This is a genomic window from Pseudomonas migulae, from assembly GCF_043225285.1.
GTDB lineage: Bacteria > Pseudomonadota > Gammaproteobacteria > Pseudomonadales > Pseudomonadaceae > Aquipseudomonas > Aquipseudomonas migulae_C.
In genome coordinates this window covers 6,148,413-6,163,846 of record NZ_CP171224.1, presented here as the reverse complement: position 1 = coordinate 6,163,846, position 15,434 = coordinate 6,148,413, and the positions used below count along the sequence as shown (strand labels likewise).

General features: G+C 61.4%; 12 protein-coding genes. 6 read left to right on the top strand and 6 right to left on the bottom strand.

Annotated features, from left to right (window positions below; genetic code table 11):
* Nucleotides 1-4 precede the first annotated feature (4 nt).
* On the bottom strand, nt 5-697 hold the full coding sequence (locus ACF6ZU_RS28200; protein ID WP_392889099.1) for an aspartate/glutamate racemase family protein: 693 nt from the start codon (nt 695-697) through the stop codon (nt 5-7).
* A 78-nt stretch (nt 698-775) separates the two neighbouring features.
* Here ACF6ZU_RS28200 and ACF6ZU_RS28195 point away from each other — a divergent pair, with 78 nt between their 5' ends.
* Both ACF6ZU_RS28195 and ACF6ZU_RS28190 read left to right on the top strand, forming a co-directional pair.
* A complete protein-coding gene (locus ACF6ZU_RS28195; protein WP_392889097.1) occupies nt 776-1,543 on the top strand; it encodes a helix-turn-helix domain-containing protein in 768 nt (255 codons plus the stop codon).
* Between the two features lie 70 nt (nt 1,544-1,613).
* Complete coding sequence (locus tag ACF6ZU_RS28190; protein WP_392889095.1) at nt 1,614-2,108, top strand: hypothetical protein; 495 nt, start codon at nt 1,614-1,616, stop codon at nt 2,106-2,108.
* 124 nt (nt 2,109-2,232) lie between these two features.
* Here the strand turns inward: ACF6ZU_RS28190 and ACF6ZU_RS28185 are convergent, their stop codons facing one another.
* Both ACF6ZU_RS28185 and ccoN read right to left on the bottom strand, forming a co-directional pair.
* Nucleotides 2,233-2,454 carry a cbb3-type cytochrome c oxidase subunit 3 gene (locus ACF6ZU_RS28185; protein WP_392889093.1) on the bottom strand — a complete coding sequence of 74 codons (222 nt, stop codon included), beginning with the start codon at nt 2,452-2,454 and terminating at the stop codon, nt 2,233-2,235.
* Nucleotides 2,455-2,468: 14 nt separating this feature from the next.
* Nucleotides 2,469-3,896, bottom strand: a complete 1,428-nt coding sequence (ccoN, locus tag ACF6ZU_RS28180) for a cytochrome-c oxidase, cbb3-type subunit I (RefSeq protein ID WP_392889091.1) — start codon at nt 3,894-3,896, stop codon at nt 2,469-2,471.
* A gap of 404 nt (nt 3,897-4,300) precedes the next feature.
* Here ccoN and ACF6ZU_RS28175 point away from each other — a divergent pair, with 404 nt between their 5' ends.
* The 3 genes from ACF6ZU_RS28175 to ACF6ZU_RS28165 all read left to right on the top strand — a co-directional run bounded on the left by ACF6ZU_RS28175 (nt 4,301) and on the right by ACF6ZU_RS28165 (nt 7,615).
* Nucleotides 4,301-5,974 carry a nitrite/sulfite reductase gene (locus ACF6ZU_RS28175; protein WP_392889089.1) on the top strand — a complete coding sequence of 558 codons (1,674 nt, stop codon included), beginning with the start codon at nt 4,301-4,303 and terminating at the stop codon, nt 5,972-5,974.
* On the top strand, nt 5,971-6,450 hold the full coding sequence (locus ACF6ZU_RS28170; protein WP_392889087.1) for a DUF934 domain-containing protein: 480 nt from the start codon (nt 5,971-5,973) through the stop codon (nt 6,448-6,450). Before ACF6ZU_RS28175 ends, ACF6ZU_RS28170 begins: the two co-directional genes overlap by 4 nt.
* Before the next feature lie 196 nt (nt 6,451-6,646).
* Nucleotides 6,647-7,615 carry a hypothetical protein gene (locus ACF6ZU_RS28165; protein ID WP_392889085.1) on the top strand — a complete coding sequence of 323 codons (969 nt, stop codon included), beginning with the start codon at nt 6,647-6,649 and terminating at the stop codon, nt 7,613-7,615.
* Nucleotides 7,616-7,729: 114 nt separating this feature from the next.
* Here ACF6ZU_RS28165 and ACF6ZU_RS28160 read toward each other — a convergent pair whose 3' ends face one another.
* On the bottom strand, nt 7,730-10,084 hold the full coding sequence (locus ACF6ZU_RS28160; RefSeq protein ID WP_392889083.1) for a tetratricopeptide repeat protein: 2,355 nt from the start codon (nt 10,082-10,084) through the stop codon (nt 7,730-7,732).
* A 214-nt stretch (nt 10,085-10,298) separates the two neighbouring features.
* Here ACF6ZU_RS28160 and ACF6ZU_RS28155 point away from each other — a divergent pair, with 214 nt between their 5' ends.
* The gene (locus tag ACF6ZU_RS28155; RefSeq protein WP_392889080.1) at nt 10,299-10,970 is read left to right on the top strand and encodes a DUF3313 domain-containing protein; all 672 of its coding nucleotides are present in this window, start codon (nt 10,299-10,301) and stop codon (nt 10,968-10,970) included.
* Between the two features lie 107 nt (nt 10,971-11,077).
* On the opposite strand, the gene ACF6ZU_RS28150 is transcribed toward ACF6ZU_RS28155, so the two are convergent.
* Both ACF6ZU_RS28150 and ACF6ZU_RS28145 read right to left on the bottom strand, forming a co-directional pair.
* On the bottom strand, nt 11,078-13,594 hold the full coding sequence (locus tag ACF6ZU_RS28150; RefSeq protein WP_392889078.1) for a fused MFS/spermidine synthase: 2,517 nt from the start codon (nt 13,592-13,594) through the stop codon (nt 11,078-11,080).
* A gap of 214 nt (nt 13,595-13,808) precedes the next feature.
* Nucleotides 13,809-15,395, bottom strand: a complete 1,587-nt coding sequence (locus ACF6ZU_RS28145) for an arylsulfatase (protein ID WP_392889076.1) — start codon at nt 15,393-15,395, stop codon at nt 13,809-13,811.
* Between the last annotated feature and the right edge of the window lie 39 nt (nt 15,396-15,434).

Below are 15,434 nucleotides of genomic sequence, written 5' to 3'. Positions count from 1 at the left end.
TGATTCAATCGCCCAGTGCAAACGCCACCGCCGCCTGAGCATGCAGTTCGGTGGTGTCGAGCAGCGGCAGGGCGCTGTGCTCGGGTTTGATCAGCAGGCCGATTTCCGTGCAGCCGAGGATGATCGCCTGGGCACCGCGCTGGCTCAGGGTTTCGATGACTTGCCGATACACCTGGCGTGACGCCTCGCTGATGACCCCGACGCACAATTCGTCGTAGATGATCCGGTGCACGGCCTGGCGTTCTTCCGCGTCTGGCACCAGTACGGTCAACCCCATCGACGTCAGGCGTTCCTTGAGAAAATCCTGTTCCATGGTGAACGCCGTGCCGAGCAGCCCGACCTTCAGCGCCCCAGCATCCACCGCTGCTTGACCGGCTGGATCGGCGATGTGCAGGAACGGAATGCCGATCGCGGACTGAATCTGCCCGGCGACCTTGTGCATGGTGTTGGTGCAAAGCACCACGCACTCGGCACCGCCAGCCTCCAGCCGCCGCGCGGCATCCATCAGGATCAACGCGGCATCGTCCCAGCGTCCGGCGTGCTGGGCCTGTTCGACAGGCCCGAAGTCGACGCTGTACATTAGCAATTTCGCCGAACGCAACGGCCCGAGGCGGTCGCGGACCTGTTGGTTGATGAGGCGGTAATACTCGGCGCTGGACTCCCAGCTCATGCCGCCGATAAGGCCGATGGTGCGCATGCTGTGCTCCTGTGGATGGCAACCCTTTGCAAGAGAGTGTCCCGTGGATCTTCGCTGCGATCTATCAGGAAATTTCACATGCTGAGCCATACGCTGCCGGGCGGCAAAATCAGCCTGCAACTCTTGCCGCGCGCGGCGTACAGCGCCCGCGATCCGGCGCAGTCGCAAACCCTCGGGATCACGCTGGAGCGCCAGCGGGGCGTGCACGCGATCGATTCGGACCGGCGGGTGGATTTCGATACCTTGCCCGGCGTGCTGGCCTATACACCGCTGGGTGTGGAAGTGTTTTCCGAATCGGCTAGCGGCGGGGAATACCTGTTGCTGCGACTGGACAAGGCGTTTGCCGATGAGCATTTGCCCGTCGTGGACCATCGCGTGCAGTCGGGCGGTAATCGGCAGGCGCTCGACCTGGGGCGCGAGGCTCGGCGACTGCTGCTTGCGCCGCAACCCGATTTTCTGGCACTGGAACACTGCGCGCTGGGACTGGTGGGGTTGGCGTCTGCAACCACCGAACCGTCCCGGCCGCCCTCCATTACCGCATTTACCCGCGTGCTGGACCTGATCGCCGAACGTTTCCAGCAACCCCTGACCCTGGAACACCTGGCGGCGGAATACGGGCAGAACGAGTTGCGCTTCCTGCGCGATTTCACCCGCACCGTCGGTCTGACGCCCCATGCGTACCTGGTTGAAGTACGGCTTCAGGCCGCACGGCAAATGATCGAACACAGCGACCTGCCGCTGGCCAGCATCGCGCTGGACGCGGGTTTCGCCCATCAGTCGCACATGGGCAGCGCCTTTCGCAAATACCTGGCCATGACGCCCAGCCAATACCGCTCACGCTTTTAGTCATACACCCGTCGCTGGCATCTGCCATGCTCAAAGTCCGCAGCACCGCTTCAACCAAAGGAACACTGCAATGGACGATGTACAGCAACTGGGCGAGATGCTTCGCCACTACGCAGACAGCGAAGCGCACAAAAAACAACTGTTCGAGGCTCAATCGGCCGTGTGGGTCGCGCGCATTGGCGAGCTGTTCGATCAGATCCAGCAATGGCTGGAACCGGTCCGGGCGCCGAACCTGCTGGAAGTCAGCCGCGAGGCGTATGTCGCGTCGGGGCCGAGCGTTCCGGTGGAGACGTCGACGTTCAAGACCGAGAAGCTGGGCATCGTCATTGCCGGCAAGCCCGTGGAGTTCGTGCCGGATGTGATGGGAGCAGGCGGGCAGATTTCCCTGGCGGTGATGGGCCTGACCGCCGCGCGTTACGGCAGCATTTCGCTGGTGTGCCTGCCGCCGTCATCCAGTTGGCAATGGCGCAAGACCAATGGCCTGAAAGACCCGGACACCTTCGCGTTCGACGCGAATTTCCTGGCGCAGCAGCTACAGAGCCTGATCCCCCGCGATCGCGGCTGATCTCTGGCCCAACCCCAATCCCTGTAGGAGCGAGCCTGCTCGCGATGGCGGAGTGTCAGTCACATTAACGTTGACTGATCCACCGCCATCGCGAGCAGGCTCGCTCCTACAGGGGGGGATTGCATTACATGTCCAGATTGATCCAGCCCGGCTTCGGCACTTCCGGCGCAACCGCCTTCACGACTTTTCCCGTCGCCAGCTCCACCCGCCGCGCCACCTCCGGGTCATCGGCAAACGGCATCAGGCTCGCTTCTTCCAGGCTCTCCGGGGTTTGCGCTTTCAGGCAATACTCCACCGCCAGCCAAAGCCCCGTCACCCCCAGCATATTCAGCACAATCTCGAGCATGTCAGCTCCTCGCCTCAGGCAATCTGCGCATCACGTTCAGCCATCGCCACGTCCGCCACCCGCACGGTGCGCCAGACGTTGTAGGCCATCAGCAACATGCCGCTGAGGAAAAACACGCCACCGACAAAGCGCACCACATACCCCGGATGGCTGGCCTGCAAGGCTTCGACGAAGGAATAGGTGAGCGTGCCGTCGTCGTTGATCGCGCGCCACATCAGGCCCTGGGTGATGCCGTTGACCCACATCGAGGCGATGTACAGCACGGTGCCGATGGTCGCCAGCCAGAAGTGCGCGTTGATCAGCGGTGTGCTGTGCATCTGTAAACGTCCGAAGACCTTCGGCACCATGTGGTAAGTCGCGCCGAAGGTGATCATCGCCACCCAGCCGAGTGCGCCGGCGTGGACGTGGCCGATGGTCCAGTCGGTGTAGTGGGAGAGGGCGTTCACCGTCTTGATCGCCATCATCGGCCCTTCGAACGTCGACATGCCGTAGAAGGCCAGGGACAGCACGAGGAAGCGCAGGATCGGGTCGGTACGCAACTTATGCCAGGCGCCCGACAGGGTCATCATGCCGTTGATCATCCCGCCCCAGCTCGGCGCCAGCAGGATCAGCGACATCGCCATGCCCAGCGACTGCGCCCAGTCCGGCAGCGCGGTGTAGTGCAGGTGGTGCGGACCGGCCCAGATGTACAGGGTGATCAGCGCCCAGAAATGCACGATGGACAACCGATAGGAATACACCGGCCGGCCCACCTGTTTCGGCACGAAGTAATACATCATCCCGAGGAAACCGGTGGTCAGGAAGAAACCCACTGCGTTGTGCCCGTACCACCACTGCACCATGGCATCGGTGGCCCCGGAATACACCGGATAGGACTTGAACCAGTCCACGGGAATCGACAGGTGATTGACCACGTGCAACATCGCGATCACCACGATGAACGCACCGAAGAACCAGTTGCCGACATAGATGTGTTTGGTCTTGCGTTGCACCACGGTGGTGAAAAACACGATGGCATACGCCACCCAGACCACGGTCATCCACACCGCGCCGGAGAATTCGATCTCGGCGTATTCCTTGGTGGTGGTGTAGCCCAGCGGCAGGGTGACCAGCATCACCACGATCACCGATTGCCAGCCCCAGAAGGTGAACGCGGCGAGGGTGTCCGAGTAGAGCCGAACCTGGCAGGTGCGCTGGACCGCGTAGTAACTGGCGGCAAATTGCGCGCTGCCGGCGAAGCCGAAAATTACCAGGCTGGTGTGCAGCGGTCGCAAGCGCCCGAAGGTGGTCCACGGCAGGTCGAGATTCATTTCGGGCCATACCAGTTGCGAGGCGATCCACACCCCCATCGCCATCCCCACGACGCCCCAGACAATGGTCGCCACGATGAATTGGCGGACGACCTTGTAGTTATAGGCCTGTCCGATTGTTGCTGTGCTCATGGTCAATGCTTCCACGGTTGCAAAGTCTTGCCAGGCCACCCGGACTGGCATGCACGCCCACTGTAGAAACACCGGCCTGTACAAAACAGACTCAGAAAAACCGAGTTTATGCGGATCAGATGAGATCTGCGCCAGCGCTGATGGGGCGCTGTCTGATACGGTTTTTTAGTGTTTAGCTGAATCTGTAATGCACTGACGCGCAGGTTCATAGTCCCTGCCTCGATAACGAGCCGCATGCCTGAAGCCCGGACGCAAAACCTGTGGGAGCGAGCATGCTCGCGATGAGGCCGGCACAGACGACATCCATGCCGCCAGACACTCCGCTTTCGCGAGCAGGCTCGCTCCCACAGGTTCAGTGCCGGGCATCAGCCGCAGAGCCCGATCAATCCTGATGAGGTAGCCACATGTATCAGTACGACGACTATGACCGGGCGCTGGTCTTCGAGCGGGTTGCGCAGTTTCGCGATCAGGTCGAACGCTTCATGGCGGGCGAGTTGAGCGAAGAAGAGTTTCTGCCGTTGCGCTTGCAGAACGGCCTGTACCTGCAAAAACACGCCTACATGCTGCGCGTGGCGATTCCCTACGGCACCCTGAGCGCGCGGCAGATGCGCACGCTGGCGGGCATCGCCCGGGATTACGACCGTGGCTACGGCCATTTCACCACCCGGCAGAACATGCAGTTCAACTGGATCGAACTGGCCCAGGTGCCGGAGATTCTCGAGCGCCTGGCCGAGGTGGAAATGCATGCGATCCAGACCTCCGGCAACTGCGTACGCAACATCACCACCGAAGCGTTCGCCGGGGTTGCCGCAGACGAGCTGATCGACCCACGGCCACTGGCGGAGATCCTCCGTCAATGGTCGACGATCAACCCGGAATTCCTGTTCCTGCCGCGCAAGTTCAAGATCGCCATCTGCTCGGCGGCACAGGATCGCGCGGCGATCATGATGCATGACATCGGCCTCTACCTTTATCCCGGTGCCGATGGGCAGATGCTATTGCGGGTGATCGTCGGCGGCGGCCTGGGGCGCACGCCGATCCTCGGTTTGCAGATTCGCGAGGGCTTGCCGTGGCAGCACCTGCTGTCCTACGTCGAGGCCGTGTTGCGGGTCTACAACCGCCATGGCCGGCGGGACAACAAGTACAAGGCGCGGATCAAGATCCTGGTCAAGGCACTGGGAATCGAAGCGTTCGCCAGGGAAGTCGAGGAGGAATGGCAATACCTCAGGGACGGCCCGGCGCAGTTGACCGGCGATGAATATGAGCGGGTCGCCAGTGCCTTCGTGCCACCGGATTACCAGTCGCTGTCGAGCACTGACCTGGCGTTCGGCACGCACCTGTCCGAGCATCCGGCCTTCGCCCGTTGGGTGACGCGCAACGTGCAGCCGCACAAGGTGGCGGGTTATGCCAGTGTGGTGCTGTCGACCAAACCGGGCAGCGCCGCACCGCCGGGTGATGTCACCGGCGAGCAAATGGACGCCGTGGCCGCGTGGTCCGAGCAGTTCGGCTTTGGCGAAATCCGCATCGCCCATGAGCAGAATATCGTGCTGCCGGATGTGCCAAAATCAGGCTTGTTCGCGCTCTGGCAACTGGCTTGCGAGCATGGCCTGGGCGCCGCTAACGTCGGGTTGCTGACCGACATCATCGCGTGCCCCGGTGGCGACTTCTGCGCCTTGGCCAATGCCAAATCGATCCCGATCGCCCAAGGTATCCAGGCGCGTTTCGAAGACCTCGACTACCTGCATGACCTGGGCGACATCAGCCTGAACATCTCCGGCTGCATGAACGCCTGCGGTCACCACCACATTGGCAATATCGGCATTCTTGGCGTCGACAAGAACGGCAGCGAGTGGTACCAGATCACCCTCGGCGGCGCCCAGGGGAAAAACAGCGCGCTGGGCAAGGTGATCGGCCCATCCTTCAGCGCCGCCGAAGTGCCCGAAGTCATCGAGCGCATCATCCAGACGTTCGTGCTTTACCGTGAAAGCGAGGAACTGTTCGTCGACACCGTTCAACGCATCGGCCTGGAACCGTTCAAGGAATCGGTTTATCCGAAGGTGCTGGAGGTGTCGGCATGAACAATCTGCTGCGGCTGGAGACGGGCGGAGCGCGGGTGGTTGCCGACGATCCATGGACGCTGATCCGCGACCCCGATGCCGAATGGCCCGCCGGCCCGGTGATTGTGCCGCTGGCCTGCTGGCTGAAAGACCCGAAAGCCCATGGCGTCTGGCTTGGCCCGGACGATGAGGTGGACCTGCTTAAGCCCTGGTTTGCGCAGTTGCCATTGATTGCCCTGGATTTTCCGAGCTTTCGCGACGGGCGAGCGTATAGCCAGGCCTACCTGTTGCGTACCCGACTGGGCTGGAGCGGCGAACTGCGTGCGATCGGCGATGTGCTGCGCGATCAGCTCAGCCACATGCGTCAATGCGGTTTTGACAGCTTTGCCGTGCGTGAAGACAAGTCCGCCGAAGATGCGCGGAAGGGCTTGGCCGGCATGAGCGTGTTGTACGGGCGCTCGGTGATCGAGCCGCGACCTTTGTTTCGACGCCGTTAACCGCATCGCGAGCAGGCTCGCTCCCACATTTTGAGCTGCGCAGGGCACTGATTTCACGTCGAATGAAGAACCCCTGTGGGAGCGAGCCTGCTCGCGAAAGCGGTTGTAGCCCCCGGATCTTTTTGCTTTGGGTGGCGACCCCGTTTTGATAGAGTCCGCGCCTCACAAGGAAGTCAGCAAAGAAAGGAGTCTGGGCGTGAACATGGGCAAGAAAATTCTGGGGCTGATTGCACTGGTGCTGATGGCGGCGCTGTGGGGCAGTTACTTTTATCTGTTTCAGGAAAACCGCGACGGGCAACTTGCGGATGCCACTGGCAGTTACGCCTGGTGCGGAACGCCGCCGGCCAGTGATGCGGCGAGTTTGGGCAAGGACCGGCTGACACTGCGCGTCACCAACAACCTGCGTGGCGAGTTCATGCTCTCCGGGGCCGTCGTCGTTTCAGAACGCACCTTCGATCGTTATGACCTGGGCCGCAATGAACTGCGCCTGCGCCTGGAACCGCTGCAGTGGTCCTACGGCGTCACACCGATCTTCCTCGAACAGGTGCGGATCAAACCGCTGAGCCGCAACCTGTCCGCACTCGACAAGAGCGCCACCGCCGAACTCGAAGCCCGGCCCATCGGCGTGCAGGGCCGGGCGGCTGCGTTTCCGTTCGACAGCTATCGCTACGGCTACAAACCGGTGCTGTACATCCTTAAGGGGAGTGAGCGGGTCGACCTGAAATTCCGCCACATCACCACCCAGATGGAGATGTCCAACACCTTCACGCCGATTCAGAAGTACAACCGCGCCGAGTACATCAACGAGAAGAATTCGATGGTGCGCGAAGAGGATTACAAACCTTACGCGAGCAACGAATGCGCGTTCAGCGTTGAGCGCAAAGACGCGTTCAAAGTGATCGTGCTGCTGTTGTTGCTGCTGATCTGCCTGCCGCTGATGCACGTGTTTTATCGCGACGAGCCGGGCATCGATTTCCTGGCGACGCTGGTCAGTATCGGGGCGATCCGGGTGCTGTTGGTGGGGCCGCTGAATGACTTTCAGCTGTACAACATCGACTTCCTGTTCGGTGCCGTGATCCTGCTGGTGGGCACGGTGTCGTTGATCAAGGCGATGCGGGCCAACAGTCGGCGGGAGTTGGCGTTGAAGAGTGGTTCGACCTGGTGATTCCATGTTGAGACCGCGTTGAGGCCATCGCGAGCAGGCTCGCTCCCACAGGGGAATGCATTCCAACTGTGGGAGCGAGCCTGCTCGCGAAGGGACCTCTGAATCAAACCCCGGTCACTTCAACGCCGGATCCCCCATGTTCATCTTTTTCCAGCCCTGCAACAGCACCTGGGCCTTGGGTTCCTGGCCGTTATCCAGGTAATACTGGATCAACGACAACCGCGCGTTGCGATTCGCCGGTTGCACTTTCAGCAGCCTTTCCAGCTCTTCGCAGGCCTCATCGACCTTGCCGCTGTCATGCAGCGCGACCGCCAGCACGTAACCGAACTGCGGGTTTTGCGGTTCCAGTTGCGCGGCCTTTCGCAGCGCCGGCATGGCCTGATCCGCCTTGCCCGCACGAATCAGCGACAGGCCCTGGGTGTGTTGCAACAGTGCCGCGTCCGGATGCTCCTTCAGGCTTTGCGCCAACAGCGCCTGGGATTCCTGGCCCCGGCCATTGCCTTCCAGCCACTGCACCAGCGTCACCAGCGCCGGGTAGAAATCCGGATCGCGCTGGAGGGCGGTACGCAGCAGTCCTTCAACTTCGCTGCTGCGACCGCTGGCCTGATACAGCATGGCCAGGTTCAGGTTGGCTTCGGCGCGTTCGGCCAGGCTTTTTTGTACGGCTTCATACTCGGCAATCGCTGACTCCCAGTTGGCCTGAGCCGTGCCCAAACCATTGCGGGCGACGCTGAGCAGGTCTCGCGCGGCGGCGATGCGCACGGCCTTCACCGGGTCTGCCAGCATGGGCGTCAGCAACGGCGCACGTTCCGGTGGCGGCAGGAACGCACTGATCGCGCGGATCGCGCTTTCACGCACCTGGGGCGCCGGGTTGCGCAGGTCCTGAGTCGCCAGTTTCAACGCCTGTTCGCTAGGGTACAACGGCAGCTCGGCGAGCAACGTCGCCCGCCGGATCGCCGGCTGGTCGTTGCGCTGCAGTTGCTCGTACAAGGCTTGGGCGGCGCCGGGCTGGCCATTGCGGATCAGCCAAAGGTTCTCGTCGTAACGGGGCGGTTGCGGCTCGCTGGAGGTGGCCCAGAGCTTGAACTGCTCGGTGATCTTGTCACCGGCCTTGCCCTGATGGCAGGTCAGGCAAGCGTCCGGTGTGCCGATTTTTTTCGCGCGTTCCGGGTCGGGAATGCTGAAGCTGTGGTCATGCCGGAAGTCATTGCCCATGTAGAACTTGCCGGGCATGTGGCAATCCACGCATTGCGAACCCGGTTGGCCCATGGCGTGGCGGGTGTGTTCGATGGAATCGTAGTTCTTCGCTTGCAGGCCCTTGCCATTGACGCCAGCCACCGAGGTTTTGCCAGCGGTGTTGTGGCATTGCAGGCAGACGCCATTCCCCGGTGCCTTGAGCTCGTTGCTGTGCGGATTGTGGCAATTGCTGCAACGCACGCCCTTGTCGAACATTTTGCTCTGGGCGAACGAGCCGTGTTCGAACACTTCATCCTTGATCTTGCCGTCCAATGCATACAGCTCACGGGTCAAGGTGCTCGGCAGGTAGTCATCCATCAGGCGCTTGCCGACGGTAAAACCATCGCCCAGCGGGGCGCGGCGTGCATGGCAGCGGGCGCAGGTTTCGATCTCGACGGTGGCGTCCTTGTCCTTGAGATCGACGGCGAAACCGGCGTGGATCAGGTCGGTCTTTTTCGCTGTCCATTCCAGGTGATTCGAGGCCGGACCATGACACGCCTGGCAACCGACACCCAGGCTGTTCCAGTGGCTGGCGAACGTGTTTTTCTCTGCGTCGAAATTGCGCTTGTAACCCGTGGTGTGGCACTCGACGCACATGAAGTTGGCGTTCTGGCTCGGCTTGCTCCAGTGCAGCGGGTTCTTGAAGTTCACACCCTGGCCGGCATAGAGGTGAAACCAGCGGTGCTTCTCGGCATCCCAGGCGACGCCGAGCGCTTGCAGCCGACCTTCGCCGACCTCGATCAAATATTGCTGCAACGGCGCGATACCGAAGGTATACGCCACCTTGAAATCGGCATTCTTGCCATCCAGTCCTGGCGTGTTGACCCAGAACTCGCCGTTCTTGCGCGAGAAGCGGGTGGTTTCGTTTTCCGCCTTGAAGGTCACATCATTGAAATCGCCGAGCATCGTCTCGGCCGTGGCTTCCTGCATCGCCAGTTGGTGATGCGAACCTTGCCAGTCCTTCACTTGCTCGCTGTGGCAACCCTGGCACTGTTGCTCATCGAACATCTTCGCCGGCACGACGGCCACCGGTGGCGGTTTGACGGGGGCGGCGACCGGCGTGCCGGCCGGCACGTACGCCACGGGGGCCGGTTTGCTGCTGAACAGGAACCAGCCAATGCCCGCAATGGCGAGGAGCAGCACGCCGATGAGGACCGGAAACAGGTAGCGAAAAATCGAGGTCGTTGACGAATCAGGGTTTGGGCTTGGCGCTTTGTTTTTATGTTTCGGCATTGCGACTTCCATAGTCCGGGTGCGTTTGCCGTCAGGCGCGCGTTGTAGCTCGATGCAGCTTTGCCGCAGGGCGGGCGTCTGTCAAATGACAGATGTGATCCTCTGCGCAGCGGGAGATGAATATTGTGATTCTCCGCAACAAAACGTGCGGCATTGGCTATACCTGTTACACCTGTTTCCAAACCGCAGTCGACCGCCTTACAGGAGTTACCGCATGAAGTTTGCATTAATGATGAGCACTCTGTGCATTGCCTCGATCGGCGTAGTGGGCTGCGCCAGCAAAAAGGTCGAGCCCGAACAGTACTCTGGGTTCCTCAAGGATTACAGCCGGCTCCAGGAAGCCAAGTCCCCTTCGGGCGCAGTGGTGATGCGCTGGATTGATCCGAAGCTCGACACCAGCAAATACAACAGCGTGTACATCGAACCGACTCAGCTGTATCCGAAGCCTCAACCTACGGTGAAAATTCCACAGACCACCCTGAACGGCATCACCAGCTATTACGATCAGGCGCTCAAGCGTGAACTGGGCAAGTCGTTGCCGCTGGCATCCGGCCCTGGCCCGGGTGTGATTGTGGTGCGTGCGGCGATCACGGCGGTCAGCAGCAAGACCGAAGGGTTGAAGCCTTATGAAGTGATCCCGATTGCCCTGGTGGCGGCGGCGGTGAGTACGGCCAGCGGGATTCGTGATCAGGAAACCGACCTGGCGACCGAGGCAGTGTTCCTCGATGGCGGTAACAATCATGTGCTGGCGCAAGTGGTGCGCAAGGGCACCGGCAAACCGCTGGAAAACGATGCTCAGGTGATGAAGGCCGATGACGTGAAAGGCGTGATCGATGGCTGGGCTTCCGATTTGCACCAGTCGTATCTGAAACTGAAATCCAAGTAATGCGTTGAGGCTGATGGCCTCATCGCCGGCAAGCCGGCTCCTACATGGGATCGCGTTTCACCTGTAGGAGCCGGCTTGCCGGCGATGGCGGCCGATCAGACGCTACATTACTCCCCGACAAACCACCGGTAATACGGATTCCCGCCATCCCCGCGCATCACCTCGCGAATATCCCTGGCCCAGGCATCACGGTCTCCGTCATAGGCATGCAGGCTTGCTCGATAGAACTGCATCAGCCGCAGTTGGTGCGTATTCATCCGCTCGACGAATCCCGTATCGGCATTCACCAATGGCGGCGCCACACGCAGGTCGAGCAGGGCCGGCAGCACGCGGCTGATTTCCTTGGCCCGGACCCACGGCGCGTACTCGATGCGCGGTTGGTCATCGGTCACCGGCAATGCATTGGCGGCGAACCGCTCCAGGCCGGCGCGATCGGTCACCCACGTGGCGAGCAACGCCGCGGCCGAACCGATGCCGACGTCCTGCAAAGTGCTGCGTACGGAGTCCTGCTGGAAGCGCTGGCTGATTTTGTCGGCATCCAGGGCAATGGGCTCCAGCGAACCCACCAGCAGCATTTCGTGAAACTCGCTGGTCCACAACGTGGCGTACGGGAAGACATCGAGGAAGCTGCGCACCAGTGAGCGCGAGTCGTCGATGTTCTGGGTCGGCAACGGCAGCCATTGCGCGACCAGGCCGTTCTTTTCAAGACGACTGGCGGCCAGTTGATAGAAGTCGCGGGAATACAGATTCACCACGCCGGCGGCGGAGGGCGGCGGTGGTTCGAGGGTGATCAGGTCATAGGTCTGCGGGCTGCGCAGCAGTTCCTGGCGACCATCGCGCAGGCGCACATCCACCGTCGGGTCAGCGGCCGCATTGAAGTTGCCTTTGAACAGCGGCGCGGCTTTCACCACCGAGGGCAGCAATTCGGCGACCACGCGATGTTCAAGCCCCGGGTAGCGGGTGAGGGCGCCGGCGGTGATGCCGGTGCCGAAGCCGATCACCAGCGCCGAACGCGGCTCGCCGCTGTGGATCAGCAGCGGTAGCAATGCCTGAACCCGCATGTAGCGCAACGACGGCATGGCGTCACCGGTGTTCGACACGCCCTGGATATACAGGCGCTGGAAGGTTTTCTGTCCCTTGCCCTGAGTGACCACGGCCACCGTGCCGCCGCGTCCTTCTTCGTAGAACGCCAACGTGCCGTTACGGGCGCCGGGCAGCAGGCTGGCGAGCTTGTCGACCGGAGTGAACACCGCAACGATCACCGACAGCAGGCCGATGGCAACGACGGCCTGACGCCGGCCTTTCTTGACGTGATGTCCTTTGCGCACCGCGAAATAACCGATGGCGGCCGCGATGATCGCCAGCAGCCCCAAGGTGCGCACCAATCCCAGCAACGGGATCAGCAGGAACCCGCAGAGCATCACGCCGATGATCCCGCCCAGGGTATTGAACGCGACCACCGCGCCGACGTCCTTGCCAACGTGCCCGGGCCCGACGCTCAGGCGCAGGGCCAGCGGAAACGCGGCGCCCAGCAACAGGGTCGGTACGAACACGATGCTCAGCGCCGCCACGGCAAAACGGGCGCTCATGCCCAGCAGATCGCTGCCGCCCATACCCAGCACGACGGCCTCGGCATGGGATTGCAAAAACACCAGCCAGCGCCCGAGGAACGCCACTTCCAGCAAGGCGATCAGGCCGGCACCGGCAATCAGCAAGCCAAAGACGCCCCACGGATCGCGAAGACGGTCCACCCGACGGGCCAGCAGCATGCTGCCGAGAAACAGCCCGGTAAGGTAGGTCGCCAGCACTACGGCAAAGGCGTAGGTGCGGGTGCTCATGAATTGCACGATGGATTGCGACCAGACCACTTCGTAACCCAGCGCCACGCCGCCGGCGATGGAATACAGCCACAGCGCCAGGCGATCAGGTGCGTTCTCGGTGGCGTGGTGTTTTACCGTCGTCTCGATCGGCGTCAACCGATGGCGCTGAAACCACAAGGCGCCGGCGGCGGCCAGCAAGTTGAGCATGGCGGCGGCCAGCGCGCTGCCGCGCACGCCCAGGGTGGCAATCAGCACGAACGCGGCGAGCAGGGTGCCGGCGATGGCCCCGGCGGTGTTCGCCGCATAGAGCTGGCCGCCAGCCTTGCCCAGTTGCTGCGGGTCGGCTGCCAGCGAACGCACCAGCACCGGCAGGGTGCCGCCCATCAACAACGCGGGGATGCCGACCAACGCGAACGGCAATACCCACGCGGCCACGCCGATGTGTTGCTCCAGCCAGGCGAACGGGCTGGCCGCAAGGCTCAAGGCAAACGTCGCACCGACGCCCAGCACCGCCACCGCCACTTCCAGCCCGGCGTACAGCAAAACGGGCTGCTGCAAGCGATCCGCCCAGCGCCCGAACAGCAATCCGCCCAAGGCCAACCCGGCAAAAAATGCGCTGATCCCGGTGGTAATCGCATAGACCTCGACGCCGACCACCAGCGACAGTTGCTTGATCCACAGCACCTGATACACCAGCGCGGCGGCGCCGGAGACGAACAGCAGCAGGGCAGGGATCAGCAACGCCGGGGAGGCGGCGTGGGAGACGGGAATGGCCGACGACTTGCTGGCGAGACGTGAGGACATGGGGTTATTGCCTTGTACAAAATCCGAATTAAACACAAATCCATTGTAGGAGCTGGCTTGTCGACCCGTCGCACCGCAGCGATAGCGGTCTTTCAGTCGATGAATCAGTCGTCTGACCCACCGCGATCGCCGGCAAGCCAGCTCCTACAGGGGATGTATTCGCAATCTGAAACAGGGCCGCTCGCCGGTGAGGGCGAGCGGCGGTCAAACGGTGTTACTGAGCAGGTTGATTTTTTGTCTTCTCGGCGATTTTTGCATCCACTGCAGCACGGATCTGGTCAATGCTGAAGCTGGCCGGTTTCTGGCTTGGCGGGTACTCGACGAAGGTTTGCAGGAACTTCGCCGCTTTGATAGTGGCGACCTCCGTCAGGTAAACGTTTTTAGTCAGCCAATCGTAATACTGGTCAGAAACCACATCGGCTCGTTCGTACGGGTCCATGCGCAAGTTGAAAATTTTCGGTACGCGCAGGCAGACAAACGGCTCACTCCAGACTTCAAATCCGCCTGGCTTGCGTTGCTCGCAGAACACCGCTTTCCAATTGCCGAAACGCATCGAGACCAACACACCATCGTCGTTGAAGTAGTAGAACTCCTTGCGCTCGCTTTTAGGCTGCTTGCCGGTCAAATAGGCCAATTGGTTATAGCCATCCAGGTGCACTTTGAAATTGGTGCCGCCTGAAGTCGGTGCCCAGCCCTTGAGCAGCTTATCCGTGACCTCGGTGTCCCCCGCAACGGCCATCAGGGTCGGGAACCAGTCCAGGCCTGAGAACAGCTCGTTGGAAATTTCACCTGCCTTGATCTTGCCTGGCCAACGAACCATCGCCGGGACACGGTACGCACCTTCCCAGTTAGAGTTTTTTTCGTTGCGGAACGGCGTGGTCGCCGCATCCGGCCAGGACCATTGGTTCGGCCCGTTGTCGGTGGTGTAGACGACGATGGTGTTGTCGGTGAGTTTCAGGTCATCGAGGGTTTTCAGCAGTTTGCCCACGTCGCCGTCATGCTCAAGCATGCCGTCGGCGTATTCGTTGCCTGGCATGCCGCTCTGGCCCTGCATGGAGGCACGCACATGGGTGTAAGCATGCATGCGCGTGGTGTTCATCCAGACAAAGAACGGTTTATCCGCCTTCGCCTGTTTTTCGATAAACGCCTGCGCGGCGGCAGTCGTCTCGTCGTCGATGGTTTCCATACGCTGGGTGGTGAGCGCACCCGTGTCTTCGATCTTGCCGTCAGCGAAGCTGTGAATCACACCACGTGGGGAGAACGCCTTGACGAACTCCTCGTCATCCTTCGGCCAGTACGGACGCTGAGGTTCTTCTTCGGCATTGAGGTGATACAGGTTGCCGAAGAACTCATCGAAACCATGGTTGGTCGGCAGGTATTCATCCTTGTCCCCAAGGTGATTCTTACCAAACTGCCCGGTTGCGTAGCCTTGGGATTTGAGGGCCTGTGCCAAGGTGATATCGCGCTTCTGCAGGCCCACCGCCGCACCCGGCGCGCCGACTTTCGACAAGCCGGTACGCAACGGTGTCTGCCCGGTAATGAACGACGAGCGTCCGGCTGTGCAGCTGTTCTCCGCGTAATAGTCGGTGAACATCATGCCTTCCTTGGCAATCCGGTCGATGTTGGGAGTCTTGTAGCCGACCACGCCCATGGAGTAGGCACTGATGTTGGTCTGGCCGATGTCATCGCCAAAAATGACGAGAATGTTGGGTTTTTCGGCGGCCCCGGCGGTTGCCGATATCGCCATGACCGAGGCTGCCACCAGGGCGAGTTTCGGTAGCCACTTGCGTATGCGAGTCATCTGACTTGCTCCTTTTGCGCTGGCGTCGCGTGGTGCGAC

Excerpts from the sequence above, each read along its gene's own strand:
- ACF6ZU_RS28195 (WP_392889097.1), top strand. The coding sequence starts at position 776 with ATGCTGAGCCATACGCTGCCGGGCGGCAAAATCAGCCTGCAACTCTTG.
- ACF6ZU_RS28170 (WP_392889087.1), top strand. The coding sequence starts at position 5,971 with ATGAACAATCTGCTGCGGCTGGAGACGGGCGGAGCGCGGGTGGTTGCC.
- ccoN (WP_392889091.1), bottom strand. The coding sequence starts at position 3,896 with ATGAGCACAGCAACAATCGGACAGGCCTATAACTACAAGGTCGTCCGC.
- ACF6ZU_RS28175 (WP_392889089.1), top strand. The coding sequence starts at position 4,301 with ATGTATCAGTACGACGACTATGACCGGGCGCTGGTCTTCGAGCGGGTT.
- ACF6ZU_RS28155 (WP_392889080.1), top strand. The coding sequence starts at position 10,299 with ATGAAGTTTGCATTAATGATGAGCACTCTGTGCATTGCCTCGATCGGC.
- ACF6ZU_RS28145 (WP_392889076.1), bottom strand. The coding sequence starts at position 15,395 with ATGACTCGCATACGCAAGTGGCTACCGAAACTCGCCCTGGTGGCAGCC.
- ACF6ZU_RS28200 (WP_392889099.1), bottom strand. The coding sequence starts at position 697 with ATGCGCACCATCGGCCTTATCGGCGGCATGAGCTGGGAGTCCAGCGCC.
- ACF6ZU_RS28150 (WP_392889078.1), bottom strand. The coding sequence starts at position 13,594 with ATGTCCTCACGTCTCGCCAGCAAGTCGTCGGCCATTCCCGTCTCCCAC.
- ACF6ZU_RS28190 (WP_392889095.1), top strand. The coding sequence starts at position 1,614 with ATGGACGATGTACAGCAACTGGGCGAGATGCTTCGCCACTACGCAGAC.
- ACF6ZU_RS28160 (WP_392889083.1), bottom strand. The coding sequence starts at position 10,084 with ATGCCGAAACATAAAAACAAAGCGCCAAGCCCAAACCCTGATTCGTCA.
- ACF6ZU_RS28185 (WP_392889093.1), bottom strand. The coding sequence starts at position 2,454 with ATGCTCGAGATTGTGCTGAATATGCTGGGGGTGACGGGGCTTTGGCTG.